The 15,301-nt window shown below is 71.6% G+C and carries 14 protein-coding genes; 7 read left to right on the forward strand and 7 right to left on the reverse strand.

Going from position 1 to position 15,301, the window contains the following annotated elements; all coding sequences use genetic code 11:
* Nucleotides 1–46 precede the first annotated feature (46 nt).
* The 6 genes from ACF1BN_RS15140 to ACF1BN_RS15165 are packed head-to-tail and all read left to right on the forward strand — an operon-like array spanning nucleotide 47 to nucleotide 5,447.
* Nucleotides 47–1,171, forward strand: a complete 1,125-nt coding sequence (locus ACF1BN_RS15140; protein WP_392332068.1) for an MFS transporter — start codon at nucleotides 47–49, stop codon at nucleotides 1,169–1,171.
* Nucleotides 1,172–3,484: a molybdopterin oxidoreductase family protein gene (locus ACF1BN_RS15145; RefSeq protein ID WP_392332069.1), complete on the forward strand. Its 2,313-nt coding sequence runs from the start codon at nucleotides 1,172–1,174 to the stop codon at nucleotides 3,482–3,484.
* A gap of 6 nt (nucleotides 3,485–3,490) precedes the next feature.
* A complete protein-coding gene (locus ACF1BN_RS15150) occupies nucleotides 3,491–4,138 on the forward strand; it encodes a 4Fe-4S dicluster domain-containing protein (RefSeq protein ID WP_392332070.1) in 648 nt (215 codons plus the stop codon).
* Nucleotides 4,135–4,776, forward strand: a complete 642-nt coding sequence (locus tag ACF1BN_RS15155; RefSeq protein ID WP_392332071.1) for a ubiquinol-cytochrome c reductase iron-sulfur subunit — start codon at nucleotides 4,135–4,137, stop codon at nucleotides 4,774–4,776. The genes ACF1BN_RS15150 and ACF1BN_RS15155 overlap by 4 nt, the downstream gene beginning before the upstream one ends.
* A complete protein-coding gene (locus tag ACF1BN_RS15160; protein ID WP_392332072.1) occupies nucleotides 4,773–5,186 on the forward strand; it encodes a hypothetical protein in 414 nt (137 codons plus the stop codon). Before ACF1BN_RS15155 ends, ACF1BN_RS15160 begins: the two co-directional genes overlap by 4 nt.
* Nucleotides 5,187–5,228: 42 nt before the next feature.
* Nucleotides 5,229–5,447: a hypothetical protein gene (locus ACF1BN_RS15165; RefSeq protein WP_392332073.1), complete on the forward strand. Its 219-nt coding sequence runs from the start codon at nucleotides 5,229–5,231 to the stop codon at nucleotides 5,445–5,447.
* 19 nt (nucleotides 5,448–5,466) lie between these two features.
* On the opposite strand, the gene mscL is transcribed toward ACF1BN_RS15165, so the two are convergent.
* The 6 genes from mscL to ACF1BN_RS15195 form a co-directional block, all read right to left on the reverse strand.
* The gene (mscL, locus tag ACF1BN_RS15170) at nucleotides 5,467–5,925 is read right to left on the reverse strand and encodes a large conductance mechanosensitive channel protein MscL (RefSeq protein ID WP_392332074.1); all 459 of its coding nucleotides are present in this window, start codon (nucleotides 5,923–5,925) and stop codon (nucleotides 5,467–5,469) included.
* Nucleotides 5,926–6,078: 153 nt separating this feature from the next.
* Entirely contained in the window at nucleotides 6,079–6,783 is a 705-nt protein-coding gene (locus ACF1BN_RS15175) for a hypothetical protein (RefSeq protein WP_392332075.1), read from the reverse strand.
* 99 nt (nucleotides 6,784–6,882) lie between these two features.
* Nucleotides 6,883–7,839 (reverse strand): S-methyl-5'-thioadenosine phosphorylase, encoded by a 957-nt coding sequence (locus ACF1BN_RS15180; protein WP_392332076.1) that lies wholly within the window; start codon nucleotides 7,837–7,839, stop codon nucleotides 6,883–6,885.
* Between the two features lie 179 nt (nucleotides 7,840–8,018).
* Nucleotides 8,019–8,336, reverse strand: a complete 318-nt coding sequence (locus ACF1BN_RS15185; protein WP_392332077.1) for an FmdB family zinc ribbon protein — start codon at nucleotides 8,334–8,336, stop codon at nucleotides 8,019–8,021.
* Nucleotides 8,337–8,404: 68 nt separating this feature from the next.
* Nucleotides 8,405–9,769, reverse strand: coding sequence for an MFS transporter (locus ACF1BN_RS15190; protein WP_392332078.1), 1,365 nt, complete (start codon nucleotides 9,767–9,769; stop codon nucleotides 8,405–8,407).
* A 264-nt stretch (nucleotides 9,770–10,033) separates the two neighbouring features.
* Nucleotides 10,034–11,626, reverse strand: coding sequence for a potassium/proton antiporter (locus tag ACF1BN_RS15195; RefSeq protein WP_392332079.1), 1,593 nt, complete (start codon nucleotides 11,624–11,626; stop codon nucleotides 10,034–10,036).
* A gap of 269 nt (nucleotides 11,627–11,895) precedes the next feature.
* Between ACF1BN_RS15195 and ACF1BN_RS15200 the strand changes: the two genes are divergently transcribed.
* A complete protein-coding gene (locus tag ACF1BN_RS15200) occupies nucleotides 11,896–14,631 on the forward strand; it encodes a penicillin acylase family protein (RefSeq protein WP_392332080.1) in 2,736 nt (911 codons plus the stop codon).
* On the opposite strand, the gene ACF1BN_RS15205 is transcribed toward ACF1BN_RS15200, so the two are convergent.
* Nucleotides 14,621–15,211: a 5-formyltetrahydrofolate cyclo-ligase gene (locus ACF1BN_RS15205; protein ID WP_392332081.1), complete on the reverse strand. Its 591-nt coding sequence runs from the start codon at nucleotides 15,209–15,211 to the stop codon at nucleotides 14,621–14,623. The two genes, ACF1BN_RS15200 and ACF1BN_RS15205, sit on opposite strands and share 11 nt — an antisense overlap.
* Nucleotides 15,212–15,301: the final 90 nt, after the last annotated feature.

The following is a 15,301-nucleotide window of genomic DNA, read 5'->3' on the forward strand; positions in this document are numbered from 1 at the left end:
GGGCTCAAAACGGGCCCAAAGTGCACATACGTCCTACCGTGGCTCCGTGACCGAGCCACCGCAGACCGCCGAGCCCACCACCCCCGAGCCGGAGGCGTCCGCCCCGGTCCCGGACGGCCGCGCGCGCCAGACCCCCGCAGCCGTCCGCCGCCGCGCCGTCCTCGCCGGCACCGTCGTCTCCGCCCTCCTGATCCTCGCGATCGTCTTCGGCAGCCGGCTGCTCCGCGACTTCGACTCGGCGCTGCTGCCCTATGCCGTCGCCACCGTCTTCCTCGCCTTCGGCGTCGCCTACCGGTACACCGTCTGGATCTCCGCCCCCGGCGCCCGGCGCCTCTTCCGCCAGGGCTGGCGCTCCTTCTTCTCCGCAGCGAACTTCCGCAAGGCCCCCACCGCGCTGCCGAGGATGATCGCCACCTATCTCGGCTTCCAGAAGTTCCTCGGCGCCCGCTCGCACGCCCGCTGGGCCGCTCACCAGCTCCTCTTCTGGGGCTGCATCCTCGCCGCGCTCATCACCTTCCCGCTCACCTGGGGCTGGTTCACCTTCACCTCGGACAGCGGTGACGGCCCCGGCTACGAGATGCGGATCTGGGGCTTCAAGGTCCTCGGCTTCAACGCGCTCAACGCCATCGGCTGGCTCATGTTCCACGGCCTGGACATCGCCGCCGTCCTCGTCATCGCCGGCGCCTCCTACTTCCTGTGGCGGCGCATGAAGGACCGGGGCGCCATCACCGGCCAGCGCTTCGCCTACGACCTGATCCCGCTGATCGCCCTCATCGTCATCTCGGTCACCGGCCTGCTGCTCACCTTCTCGTCGATCTTCCTGCACGGCGGCGGCTACGAGTTCCTGGCGATCCTCCACATGGTCTCGGTCGTCTTCACCCTCATCTACATCCCCTTCGGGAAGTTCTTCCACATCGTCCAGCGGCCCGCCGCCGTCGGCATGCAGCTCTTCAAGTACACCTCCCGCCGCAAGGACGGCGCCGACGAGGAACTCCAGACCTGCCGCCGCTGCCACGAGCCGATCGACACCCCCGACTACGTCGACAACCTGCGCGGCACCATGAAGGACCTCAAGCTCGACTTCGACGAATGGGCCGAGTACTGCCCCCGCTGCAAGCGCGTCCTGCGCGGCAACGCCTACCTCACCCACGTCAAGAAGGGCTTCAAGTAAGTGACCGCGACCGACCCCTCCCGCGCGCTGCCGCTCGACCCGTCCGTCGCGCCGCCCGGCACCCGCAACTTCCGGGACGCCGGCGGGATCCCCGCCGACCGCTGGCACGCCGACCAGAACGGGGAGACCCTCGTCCCCACCCACTGCTGCTTCTGCGGCGTGCAGTGCGGCATGTACCTGCGTGTCGACCGCGCGGGCAAGGTCTTCGGCGTCGAGCCCCGCAACCACGACATCAACCGGATGCGGCTCTGCCCCAAGGGCATCAACGCCTATCAGCAGGTCAACCACCCCGACCGGCTCACCTCCCCGCTGATGCGGCGCAACCGGGACGAGGAGTTCCGGCCGGTCAGCTGGGAGGAGGCGCTCGACCACACCGTCGCCGAGATCCGCCGGATCCAGGGCGAGTACGGCAACGACTCCTTCGGGCTCCTCGGCGGCGCCAGCCTCTACTCGGAGAAGACCTACCTCGTCGGCAAGTTCGCCCGCGTCGCCCTGAAGACCAAGCACGTCGACTACAACGGCCGCCTCTGCATGGTCTCCGCCGCCGGCGCCAACAAGCTCGCCTTCGGCATCGACCGGGCCGGCAACCCCTTCTCCGACATCCTCCTCACCGACTGCCTCCTCATCGCCGGGTCCAACGTCGGCGAGTGCTTCCCGGTGATGACCCAGTACCTGTGGGGCGCCCGCGACCGGGGCGCGAGCCTGATCGTGGTGGACCCCCGGCAGACCGCCATCGCCCGCACCGCCGACGTCCACGTCGCCCTCAAGCCCGGCACCGACTCCGCCTTCTTCAACGCGGTGCTGCACGTGATCGTCGCGGAAGGGCTCACCGACGAGGCCTACCTCGCCGGCCACACCACCGGCTGGGACGAGGTCAGGGCCACCGTCGCCGAATACCCGCCGTCCCGCTCCGCGCAGATCTGCGGCGTCCCCGAGGAGCAGATCGTCCAGGTCGCCCGCATGTTCGCCGGGGCGGGGAAGGCGATGGCCTGGCACGCCCGCGGCGTCGAGCACCACTCCCAGGGCGTCGAGAACTGCCTCACCATCATCAACCTCTGCGTCGCCACCGGGAACATCGGCAAGCCCGGCGCCGGCTACGGCACCATCACCGGCCAGGGCAACGGCCAGGGCGGCCGCGAGCACGGCCAGAAGTCCGACCTCCTCCCCGGCGGGCGTTCCATCTCCAACCCCGAGCACCGCCGCCAGATCTGCGAGATCTGGGGCATCGAGGAGTCCGAGCTCCCGCCCGCCGGAACCTCCATGATGGAGATGGTCTGGCAGATGCAGCGCGCCGAGATCCGCGGCCTCATCGGCATCTGCAACAACCCCTTCGTCTCCCTGCCGAACTACGCCACGGTCAAGGAGGGGTACGACACCCTCCAGTTCCACGCCCAGTTCGACTTCTTCCTCTCCGAGACCGCGGCCAACGCCCACGTCGTCTTCCCCGTCACCGTCTGGGCCGAGGACGAGGGCGTGATGGCGAACGCCGAGGCCCGCGTCGTCAAGCACAACAAGGCCCAGGAACCCCCCGCCGGGGTCCGCACCGACACCTGGGTGATGTGCGAGCTCGCCAAGCGGCTCGGCGCCGGCGACAAGTTCGCCTTCCCCGACTCCCGCTCCGTCTTCGAGGAGCTGAGGATCGCCTCCGCCGGCACCGTCAACGACTACTACGGCATCACCTACGAGCGCCTGGAGGAGACCGGCGGCATCGCCTGGCCCTGCCCGACCACCGAGCACCCCGGCACCCCCCGCCTCTTCGAGGACGGACGGACCTACCACCCCGACGGCAGGATCCACATGCAGGTCGTCGAGTGGCACCCGCCGATGGACCCGTACAGCGAGGAGTTCCCGCTCTCGCTCACCACCGGCCGCACCGTCGCCCACTTCCTCTCCGGCAACCAGACCCGCCGGCTCGGCGCCCTCGTGGAGCAGACCCCCCGCCCCTGGGTCGAGGTGCACCCCTCCCACGGCTTCCGCAACGGCGATCCGGTACGGGTCGTGACCCGCCGCGGCAGCGAGGTCTTCCCCGCCCTGGTCACCGAGGCCATCCGCCCCGACACCGTCTTCGTCCCCTACCACTGGCCCGTCCCCACCGCCGCGAACGCCCTCACCATCGACGCCCTCGACCCCCGCTCGAAGATCCCCGAGTACAAGGTCTGCGCCGCCCGCATCGAGGCCGCCGAACGCGTCGACGAGGTGCCCGCGCCCCCGACCGCCCCGGGACAGCTCGCCTACCCCGAGACCCAGGTCTCCCGCACCGACCCCCTGCCGCCCACGTCCCCGCAGGGCCGTGGCACCGCGGAGAGGAGCTGACCGCACATGATGGGCCGCACGATCTTCATCGACCCGGGCCGCTGCATCGGCTGCCAGGCCTGCGTCTCCGCCTGCCGCGAATGCGACTCGCACCGAGGCAAGTCGATGATCCACCTCGACTACACCGACGAAGGTCACTCCGTCGCCTCCCTTCCCACCGTCTGCATGCACTGTGAGGACCCCGTCGCCCCCTGCGCCGAGGTCTGCCCCGCCGACGCGATCCTGGTGACCGCCGACGGCGTGGTGCAGCAGGCCGACACCACCCGCTGCATCGGCTGCGCCAACTGCGTCAACGCCTGCCCCTTCGGCGTGCCGAAGATCGACCTCCAGGCGAAGCTCCAGCTGAAGTGCAACCTCTGCTACGACCGCACCGCGTACGGCCTCGCGCCCATGTGCGCCACCGTCTGCCCCACCGGCGCCCTCTTCTACGGCACCCTCGAGGAACTCCGCGCCGAGCGCCCCGGAGTCCAGGTGGCCGACTCCTTCACCTTCGGCAGCACCACCGTCACCACCGGCGTGGCGATGGTCGTGCCCGCCGACAAGGTCCAGTGGCCCGTCCCCGGCGGTCTGCCCGTCGTCGAGATCAATGGAGTGGACGTGAGCGAAGCGAACGCGAACAAGGGCGGCGGCGGGCGACAGGAGGGCGCCCGATGAGCGTCACCGACCCGCAGCCTCCCGCGCCGGAAGCCGGCGCCGACGCGGCCCAGGAGGCGCTCCACGACCGGATCGCCGCCGACTCCCTCACCACCCGCCGCGACTACCTGCGGATCGTCGCCACCGTCTCCGGCGGCCTCGCCGTCGGCGGCATCGGCGTCGCCTCCGGCATCCTGCACCGCCACGGCGACAGCGAGGGCGCCCCCGAGCCGAAGAAGATCGCCGACCAGATCCTGCCGGGGGAGTCGCTCGCCTTCCGCTACCCCGGGGACGAGGACCGCGCCATCGCCGTCCGCATGGAGGACGGCACCCTGGCCGGCTACTCCGCTGTCTGCACCCACCTCGCCTGCGCCGTCCTGTGGCGCAGCGACCGGGGCAGCGAGGGCGAGCTGTACTGCCCCTGCCACGAAGGCGTCTTCGACGCCCGTACGGGAGCGGTCACGGCCGGGCCGCCGCCGCGCGGCCTGCCCAAGGTGATCCTGATCGAGCAGGTCGACGGCAGTGTCTGGGCGATCGGCACCGCCCGCTCCGGCGAGAGCCTGGAGGAGGGGCTGTGCCGCCAGCAGGGCGACGCGCTGCGGCTCTGCCGTGAGCGGTCCGGCGCCGGCGCGGCCGCCGAGAGGAGCGCGCGCACATGACGGAGAGCCCCTTTCCGCAGGACCCGGAGGCCCCGCGCCCGGCGGGCACCCCGCCCCCGCCGGCCCCGCCCTCGTACCGGCCGGGCAGCGCGCAGCCGCGGCTGAACCGGCCGGTGCACGAGCGCTATCCGCAGATCCGGCCCACCAGCGGGTACGGCGACCCGCGGATCCGGCACACCGGGCCGGGTCCCGGTGCGGGCACGGAGCAGGAGCCGGAGCGCTCCTCGAAACTGTCGGCGCGGCTGGCGCTGGCGCTCACGGTGGTGATCGGCCAGCTCTGGGGGCTGACGATCGTGGTGGACGAGTGGATGTCGGGCGACACCGGCACCGCGTGGTGGGGCGCGGGATTCCTCGTCCTGTCGTTCCTGGTGGTCCTCGGCCTGTGGGCGCTGGATCCGAAGGACCGCTGATCAGGCGGGTCCGGGGCGGGCCGGCGGGCGTACTCTGAAGACATGAGCACCGCCCCCGCCCACGGACCGCGAGACGCGAAGCCGAACGGCGTTCGGCCGAATTCCGAGAGCCCTCCGAAGCCGGTGATCGTCTTCGACGATCCGCTGGACGCGCAGTCCGCGGACGACACGGACCGCGGGTGGGGCGAGCGGCCTCCGGCCGGCGGCAGTGCCGCCGACCTCGCGCGCTTCCTCGACGAGAAGCCGCCGCACCACCTCTGACGCCGGGGCGCCCCTCCGGTCAGGGGGTGGGGTGCGTGTTCGTGCCGGTGCCGGGGCCGCGCTGCGCGATCAGGTGGTCGCGGATCTCCTTGAGCACCTCCAGCTCGCTGACCTCCATGGTCTCCTGGACGCCCTCCTTCGCCTTGTCGTGCGCGGCGCGCTTGGCGAGGACCTTGGCCATCGGCAGGACCATCAGGAAGTAGACGACGGCCGCGGTGATGATGAAGCTGAGGATGGCGCTCAGCACCAGGCCCCACTGGAGCTGGATGCCCTGCATCTCGCCGTCGACGATCCGGCAGGGGTCCTTGATGCAGCTCGCGTAGCTCTCCAGGTCCTTCGTGCCGAAGGCGCCCACGATGGGGTTGATGATGCCCTTGACCACCGAGTTCACGATGTTGGTGAACGCGGCACCGATGACGACCGCCACCGCCAGGTCGATCACGTTTCCGCGCATCAGGAAGGCCTTGAAGCCCGCCATCACGCTTTCCTTCTTCTCGGCCACCGAGGTGCCTTTCTTCGGATGTGCTGCTGTGTGTGCTGTGCGCGTGCGCGCAGCCATTAGGCCGTGAAGCGCGCGGGGCCGTCCAATCCGTACACACGAGACGGTGACTTGACAGTGTGTCCGTGCGAATCAGCACAGTGTCACCGCCAGTTGGGAGGTGACACCGGCACCCGCCAGCGCTGTCGCGGTCGCCCGGGGCACGGCCAGGACGATCAACGCCCCTCCGTCCGGACGAGTCTCGCCCGAGTGCGGGACTTCGGCCACCCGGGCGGACCGTGCCACGACCCGTACCGAGCTGTCGCCTTCTCCGGGAGTGGAGTCGACGGACGGTGCGGCGATGACGTCCACGCGGTCGCCGGCGCGCAGGAGCCGTACGGCCTGTGCGTCCGCGATCCGCACCGGTGCGGAGACGAGCTGGGCGGGAGCCGGAGCGGCGGCGGGGACGGGGGAGCGGGCGGCGGGCGCGGAGCCGGGGCGGGGTCCGGGGTCGTGCCGGCCGGCAGTCCCGCCCGGCAGCGCGGCGGTCAGGGCCAGGGCGGCGGCGGTCAGGAGGAGGAGAGCGCCGGGCGCCCGGCGCAGCCGGGGCCGGAACCGGCCGCCGCGGACCCGCAGCGGCGCGAACTCCGGCACCTCGCACTGTGCGGGGACGGAGGCGGGGGCGGGGGAGGAGCCGGGAGAGGGGGCGAAGCCGGGGGCGGAAGCGGCGTCGGAGGCGGGAAGGAAGGGGAGGGCGGGGAGGTAGGGGGAGGCGGGGGCCGGAGTGGGGGTCGGGGTGGGGGTCGGGGTGGAGGCGAGTCGGGCGAGGGTGGGGACAGTGGTCCGCGTCGTGTTCATGCGGCCACTGTCCCGCTCGTCCTCCGATCCCGCTCCGGCCTGTGGACGGTCCACGGTCTGTGGACAACTCGGCCACCCGTGCGAGGGATTTGACGGGTTCTACGGCAGTTCGATGCCGAGGTTCCATCCATCGTGGGCATGAGTGCAGAGACAGTCGCGGTCCGCCGTGGCCGGGAGGGCGCCGATCGCGTCGAAGAGGACGTCGCGGAGCCGGCCGATGTTCTCGCCGAAGACGCGCAGGACCTCGGTGTGGGAGACGCCCTCGCCGGTCTCGGTGCCCGCGTCGAGGTCGGTGACGAGAGTGAGGGAGGTGTAGCAGAGGCCGAGTTCGCGGGCGAGGACGGCTTCGGGGTGGCCGGTCATGCCGACGACGGACCAGCCGTTGGCCGCGTGCCAGCGGGATTCGGCGCGGCTGGAGAAGCGGGGGCCGTCGACGACGACGAGGGTGCCGCCGTCGACGGCCTGCCAGTCGCGGCCGCGGGCGGCCTTGACGGCGACCTGGCGCCCGTCGGGGCAGTAGGGGTCGGCGAAGGAGATGTGGACGACGCGGGGGACGGTGCCGTCGGGGAGCGGCTCGCCGTCGAAGTAGGTCTGGGCGCGGGTCTTCGTCCGGTCGACGAGCTGGTCGGGGACGAGGAGGGTGCCGGGGCCGTACTCGGGGCGCAGTCCGCCGACGGCGCAGGGGCCGAGGACCTGGCGGACGCCGACGGAGCGCAGGGCCCAGAGGTTGGCGCGGTAGTTGATCCGGTGCGGGGGGATGCGGTGGCCGCGTCCGTGGCGGGGGAGGAAGGCGACGCGGCGGCCGGCCACTTCGCCGAGGAAGAGGGAGTCGCTGGGGTCGCCGTAGGGCGTGGTGACGGGGACCTCGCGGACGTCGTCGAGGAAGGAGTAGAAGCCGGACCCGCCGATCACGCCGATCTCGGCGTAGTCGTCGCGGCCGTCGTGGTCGTGACGGCCGTCGCGATCGTCACGGTCGTCGTGATCGTGACGGTTGTCGTTGTCCCCGTGGCCGTCCGCGTGGGCGGCACTGGTGCGGGTGTCTGGAGTCGTCGCCATGCCGTCACCCTACGCAGCCTCCGGGCGGGCACCCGGCCCCTTCCGGGACGTCCGTACACCCGGGCGTCCGGACGCCCGGACGCCCGGAAGCCCGCCCCCGCACCGCCGTCGGCCCCCGGACACGCCGCGGCCCCGGTCCCACGAGGGGGAGCCGGGGCCGGGCGGTGGTGCGGGGTGCCTCAGGCGGCGGGGGTCGAGGACGACGACGAGGACGTCGAGGTGGACGTCGTCGAGGCCGGCTTCGCGTCCGACGCGGTCGAGGAGGTGGACGTCGTCGAGGACGCCGAGCTCTTCGAGGCCGGGGAGCTGCTGGACGAGGAGCCACGGCTGTCGTTCCGGTAGAAGCCGGAGCCCTTGAAGACGATGCCGACGGCGGAGAACACCTTCTTGAGGCGGCCGTGGCAGGCGGGGCACTCGGTCAGTGCGTCATCCGTGAACTTCTGGACCGCCTCAAGGCCCTCGCCGCACTCGGTGCACTGGTACTGGTAGGTCGGCACTAGTCTTCCTCCTGGCACTCACACTCATCGAGTGCTAACGACGTTCCATAGTGACGTATTCCGCGGGTTCAGTCCACCGTCACCGGTACGCGGTGACCGACACCACGTGCCGAGGCCGATGCCGTGACCCGCGTCGGGGCGGGTGCCGGGGCTGATGCCGGGGCCGGTGCGGAAGCGGGTGCGGCGACCCGTGCCGCGACGCGGCTCGCCTCGCGCGGCTTGAGCTTTCCGCGCAGCGCGACGAGCGTGACGAAGGCGAGCGCGGTGCCGGCGGCCGGGACGAGGAATCCGGCGGTGGAGCCGTGGGCGTCGGCGAGGCGGCCGGCGACCGTGACGGCCAGCGCCTGGCCGAGGGCGACGGCGCCGGTGAGCCAGGTGAACGCCTCGGTGCGGGCGGTGGCCGGGATCAGGGTCTCGACGATGGTGTAGCCGGTGATCAGCGCCGGGGCGATGCACAGGCCGACGACGAGGCCGAGGGCGGCGAGCAGCACCACGGAGTGCGCCGTCCACAGCAGGGCGGCGGCGAGGGTGAGGCCGGTGTAGCCGAGGATCAGGCGGCGGCGGGGGCCGGTCTTCCAGGCGATGGCGCCCATGGCGATGCCGGCGAGCATGTTGCCGGCCGCGAAGACGCCGTAGAGCAGGCCGTTGGCGCCGGGGTTGCCGATCTCCTCGCTGAAGGCGGTGAGCGAGACCTGCATGCCGCCGAAGACGGCGCCGATGCCGAGGAAGGCGACGATCAGGACGCGGACGCCGGGGACGGACAGCGCGGAGCGGTGCGGTTCGGCGTCGGCGTGCCCGGCGGCGGCGAGGAGGCCGTACGCGGGCTGGGTGGCGCGCTGGGCGGCGAAGAAGAGGCCGCCGACGAGGGTGAGGGCGGCTTCGGTGATCAGGCCGGCCGCCGGGTGGACGCCGGTGCACAGGGCGGTGGCGAGGACGGGGCCGACGACGAAGGTGAACTCGTCGGTGACGGACTCGAAGGCCGCTGCGGTCGGCATCAGCGGCGTGCCGTCGAGCTTGGCCGCCCAGCGGGCCCGGACCATGGGGCCGACCTGCGGGACGGAGGCTCCGGCGGGCACGGCGGCGAGGAACAGCGCCCACAGCGGGGCGCCGGCCAGCGCGAGCACGACGAGCAGCACGACGGACGCGGAGTGGACGAGGACGCCCGGGACGAGGACGGCCCGCTGGCCGAAGCGGTCGGCGAGCTTGCCGCTCTGCGGGGCGAAGACCGCCATGGAGACACCGGTGACGGCGGCGACGGCGCCGGCGCTGCCGTAGGAACCGGTGGTGTGCTGGACGAGCAGGACGATGCCGATGGTCAGCATCGCGAAGGGCTGCCGTGCGGCGAAGCCGGGGATCAGGAAGGAGAGCGCACCGGGGGTGCGCAGCAGCTGCCCGTAGCCGGGCCGCTTCTCGGAGACGACCGTGGACGCCACGGTCCTGGCCTTTCTGCCGCCTGGTAGCGCGCGGGCACGGTGGTGCCGGTCTCGCCGAGAGCTGTCCTCTTGCGCGGAACTGCGGTAGATACCGGGAGGGCCCCCACTGCGGGAGGGTGCACCGCGGCCGCCATACGGTCGCGCCAGCTCTGCGTCAGGCAGAGTTGGTTCGATCAAGTGTGCCTTCATGGTACAGGGAGGAGCGTCCTCCTGCCTGTGATTCCACAGGGAAGAACGCTCCCGACCCCGAAATAATGCCTGTGATTAACGTTCCGTGCGCTTGTTCTTCTCCGCCGCGGCCTCGGTGACGGACGTCCCCGCCGCGGGGTTTCCCGCAGCGGACGTCCTGGGCTTTCCCGTCACCGACGCCGGCCGGTGGAAGCGGGTCGCCGTCGTCGTGACCGCCTTGCGTCCGTCCCCGGTGCCGAGCCAGCCGGCGAGCTTGCCGCCCTGGCCGACCGCGCGCAGCCGGCGCTCGGTGGCGTCGCGGACCGGGTCGGTGGCGACGACGAGGAGTTCGTCACCTCGGCGCAGCACGGTCGCCGGGCCCGGTACGAAGCTGGCGTCCTCCCGTACGACGAGGGTGACGGCGGCTCCGGTGGGCAGCCGCAGCTCGGCGACCTCGACGCCGTGCATCCGGGAGCCCTCGGGGATGGCGACCGAGAGCAGGTGGCCGCGGAGCCGCTCCAGCGGGGCGGACTCGACGCCGAGGTCGGCGGCGCCGGAGGAGTCGCCGAGCTTCAGGGCCTTCGCGAGGTAGGGGAGGGTCGGGCCCTGGACGAGGGTGTAGACGACGACCAGGACGAAGACGATGTTGAAGATCCGCTCGCTGCCGTCGATCTGCCCCACCATCGGGATGGTGGCGAGGATGATGGGGACGGCTCCGCGCAGGCCGGCCCAGGACATGAGGGCCTGCTCCTGCCAGGGGATGCGGAAGGGCGCCAGGCTGACCAGGACCTCCATGGGGCGGGCCACCATGGTGAGGACGAGGCCGATGACGACGGCCGGCCAGAAGTCGTTGACGAGCTCGTGCGGGGTGACGAGCAGGCCGAGCAGGACGAACATGCCGATCTGGGCGATCCAGCCGAGTCCCTCGGCGAAGCCGCGGTTGGCGGGGGCGTGCGGCAGCTTGGCGTTGCCGAGGACCATCGAGGCCAGGTAGACGGCGAGGAAGCCGGAGCCGTGGGCGATCGCGCCGGCCGCGTAGGCGGTGACGGCGATGGCCATGACGGCGATCGGGTAGAGGCCGGAGGCGGGCAGGGCGACGTGGCGGAGCCCGTACGCGCCGACGAAGCCGACGGCGAGGCCGATGGCGGCGCCGATCGCGAGCTCCAGGGCGATCTTCCCGACGAGCATGTACCACTCGTCGACGGGTCCCGCCGAGGAGAAGGCGACGACGAGGATGACGACGGGGGCGTCGTTGAAGCCGGACTCGGCCTCCAGCACACCGGTGACCCGGGACGGCAGCGGCACCTTGCGCAGGACGGAGAAGACGGCGGCGGCGTCGGTGGAGGAGACGACGGCGCCGATGATCAGGGCCTGCCGCCACTCGAGGCCGACGAGGTAGTGGGCGCCGGCGGCGGTGATGCCGACGGAGACGGCGACGCCGAGGGTGGAGAGGACGACCGCGGCCGGCAGGGCCGGCTTGATCTCCTTCCACTTCGTGCCGAGACCGCCCTCGGCGAGGATGACGACGAGGGCCGCGTAGCCGATGACCTGGGTGAGTTCGGCGTTGTCGAAGGCGACGTTGCCGATGCCGTCCTGCCCGATGGCGACGCCGATGCCGAGGTACAGCAGCAGGCTGGGGAGCCCGCTGCGGGACGAGATCCGGACGGCGGCGACCGCGATCAGCAGCACGAGTGAGCTGATCAGCAGGAGTTCGTTGAGCTCGTGGACAGTCAGTGCGCCGTTCCTTCCCCTCGCACGCGCCGGATCGTTCCTCCACCGCGGGTACTTCGTTACCTTACCTAATCTTTAACGCTTTCTTGACGCCTTCTTTGCGTTCCGCCGTTCTGGGATGCGGTCATCAGTGCGGTTCCTCCCTGACACCGAGTCCAGGGCGCTCAGGCGCTGCGCCTAAGGTTGCTCCCGTACTCCAGGACCACCCTGCCCCTCGAAGGACAGCGATGCCCTCCAACACGACCGCGCCCCCCGCCAAGAAGAAAGGCAGGCGCGCCCGCCTGATCGTCCTGCTCCTGGTCCTTGCGCTGGTCGGGGCCGTCGCCTTCGGCGGCTGGTGGGGAGTGGGCACCGTCCGGGCCTCGTTCCCGCAGACCACCGGCGAGGTCCGGATCGACGCGCTCTCCGGCGACGTCGAGGTCAAGCGCGATGCCCAGGGCATCCCGCAGATCTACGCGGACAACGAGCCCGACCTCTTCCGCGCCCAGGGCTACGTCCAGGCGCAGGACCGCTTCTACGAGATGGACGTCCGCCGGCACCTCACCGCAGGGCGCCTCTCCGAGATGTTCGGAGAGGGCCAGGTCGACACCGACGCCTTCCTGCGCACCCTCGGCTGGCGCCAGGTCGCGCAGCAGGAGTACGACAAGGTCCTGACCCCGGAGACGAAGAAGTACCTCCAGGCGTACGCGGAAGGCGTCAACGCCTACCTGAAGGACCGGCAGCCGAAGGACGTCTCCGTCGAGTACGCGGCCCTCGCCCTCACCAACGACTACACCATCGAGCCGTGGACCCCGGTCGACTCGGTCGCCTGGCTCAAGGCCATGGCCTGGGACCTGCGCGGCAACATGCAGGACGAGATCGACCGCTCCCTGCTCACCAGCCGGCTGACCCCGGCCCAGATCAAGCAGCTCTACCCGGAGTACCCGTACGACCTGCACCAGCCGATCCTGGACCGCGGCACGGTTGACCCGGTGACGAAGAAGTTCGACCCGAAGGCCGGCAAGGACGAGGAGTCCGACGGCGGCACGGGCACGGGCTCGGGCGACGGCTCCGGCGGCGCGAGCGCCCAGCTCGCCGCCCTCTCCGGCCTCTCCGACGTCCTCGACGAGGTCCCCGCGCTGCTCGGCCCCAACGGCAACGGCATCGGCTCCAACTCCTGGGTCGTCTCCGGGGACCTCACCACCTCCGGCAAGCCGCTGCTCGCCAACGACCCGCACCTCGCGCCGATGCTGCCGTCCCTCTGGTACCAGATGGGCCTGCACTGCCGCTCCGTCTCGGCCACCTGCCGCTACGACACCGCCGGCTACACCTTCTCCGGCATGCCCGGCGTGATCATCGGCCACAACGACTCCATCGCCTGGGGCCTCACCAACCTCGGCGCCGACGTCACCGACCTCTACCTGGAGAAGGTCAGCTCCGAGGGCTACCTCGTCGACGGCAAGGTCAAGCCCTTCGACACCCGCGAGGAGACCATCAAGGTCGCCGGAGGCGAGGACCGGACCATCACCGTCCGCTCCACCGACCGCGGCCCGCTCGTCTCCGACCGCTCCTCCGAACTGGGGAAGGTCGGCCAGAAGGCGCCCGTCGGCAACTCCGCCCCCGACCGCGCCGAGGGCTACGGCGTCTCCCTCCAGTGGACCGCCCTCCAGCCCGGCCGGTCGATGGACGCGATCTTCGCGCTCAACCGCGCCCAGGACTTCGAGCAGTTCAGGGCCGCCGCGAAGAACTTCGAGGTCCCCTCGCAGAACCTCGTCTACGCCGACACCAAGGGCAACATCGGCTACCAGTCCCCGGGCAAGATCCCGCGCCGCGCCACCGGCGACGGCACCCTGCCCGCCCCCGGCTGGGACTCCCGCTACCGCTGGACCGGGTACATCCCCTTCGAGCAGCTGCCGTACGAGTACAACCCCGACCGCGGCTACATCGTCACCGCCAACCAGGCCGTGATCTCCCCGGAGCAGTACCCCGACCTGCTCACCAAGGACTGGGGCTACGGCTCCCGCAGCCAGCGGATCAACGACCTCATCGAGTCGAAGACCAAGGACGGCGGCAAGATCTCGCCGGACGACATGCGGACCATGCAGACCGACAACCGCAGCGAGATCGCCGCCCTGCTCAACCCGCTGCTGCTCAAGGTCGACATCTCCGACCCGTACGTCCGCGAGGCGCAGAAGCTCCTGGAGGGCTGGGACTACACCCAGGAGCCCGACTCGGCCGCCGCCGCCTACTTCAACGCGGTCTGGCGCAACGTCCTCAAGCTGTCCTTCGGCGACAAGCTGCCCAAGGAGGTGCGCGCCGAGGGCGACTGCGTCCAGGTGCGCCCGGTCGACGGCACCGGCCCGGTCGACGAGCAGAACAAGCTGGTCCGCGAGTGCGGCGAGCGCGACGCCGACTCGGCCCAGCCGGACGGCGGCGACCGCTGGTACGAGGTGGTCCGCCCGCTCCTCAAGCAGGACCGGAGCGAGTGGTGGACGACCTCCGCCACCCGCACCGACCCGGCCACCGAGACCCGTGACCAGCTGCTCGCCCGGGCCATGAAGGACGCCCGCTGGGAGCTGACCGCCAAGCTCGGCAAGGACGTCTCCAGCTGGAGCTGGGGCCGGCTGCACCAGCTGACCCTGAAGAACCAGACCCTCGGCACCGCCGGACCCGGCATGGTGCAGTACCTGCTCAACCGCGGCCCGTGGAACCTGGGCGGCGGCGAGGCGGCGGTCGACGCCACCGGCTGGAACGCGGCGGGCGGCTACGAGGTCATCTGGGTGCCGTCGATGCGGATGGTCGTGAACGTCGGCGACTGGGACAAGTCCCGCTGGATCAACCTGACCGGCGCGTCCGGCCACGCCTACCACGCCAACTACACGGACCAGACGGACGCCTGGGCCAGGGGCGAGCTGTACGACTGGGCCTACGGCAAGGCAGCGGTCGACGCGGCGGCGAAGGACACGCTGCTCCTCAAGCCGTAGCGGCACGGAAGCGGGTGATCCCCTCCGGGGTCACCACCGCCTGGACGGGGTGGTCGTGCGGTTCCTCCGGGACCCGCGCGACCACCTCGTCCGCGTAGAGGAGCACGACCAGGGCCGGCTCCACGCGCGCGCGTGCGAGGCGGGCGAGGACCCGGTCGTACGAGCCGCCGCCCCGCCCCAGCCGCATCCCGCGGGCGTCCACCGCGAGCCCCGGCAGCAGCACCGCGTCCGCCGCGCACACGGCGTCCGGGCCGAGCCGGGGCCCGGTCGGCTCCAGGAGGCCCCGGCCCGCCTTCGCCAGCGCCTCCCGGCCCTCGTACTCCGCCCAGTCCAGGTCGTTGTCGGGCAGCAGCACCGGCAGCAGCACCCGGACCCCGCGTGCGCGCAGGACGTCGAGCAGCACGCGCGTGCCGGGCTCGCGGCCGACCGAGACGTACGCGGCGACGGTGGCGGCACCGGCCAGCTCGGGCAGTTCGGCACCGTGTCCGGCCAGTTCGCCGGCGGTGCGGGCGAGGACGTCGGGGGAGAGGGCGGCGCGGGCGTCGAGCAGCCGGCGGCGCAGCAGGGTCTTTTCGGACAAGTCCGGATCCTCTTTCTGCACAGGTGATCCCTGGAAAACTCTCTTAGCTGTTCTTATGGGGAGAAAGTTAATCGGAGGCACATCTTTCTC

Origin of the sequence: Streptomyces sp. NPDC014861 (genome assembly GCF_043081625.1) — a bacterium.
Lineage (GTDB): Bacteria > Actinomycetota > Actinomycetes > Streptomycetales > Streptomycetaceae > Streptomyces.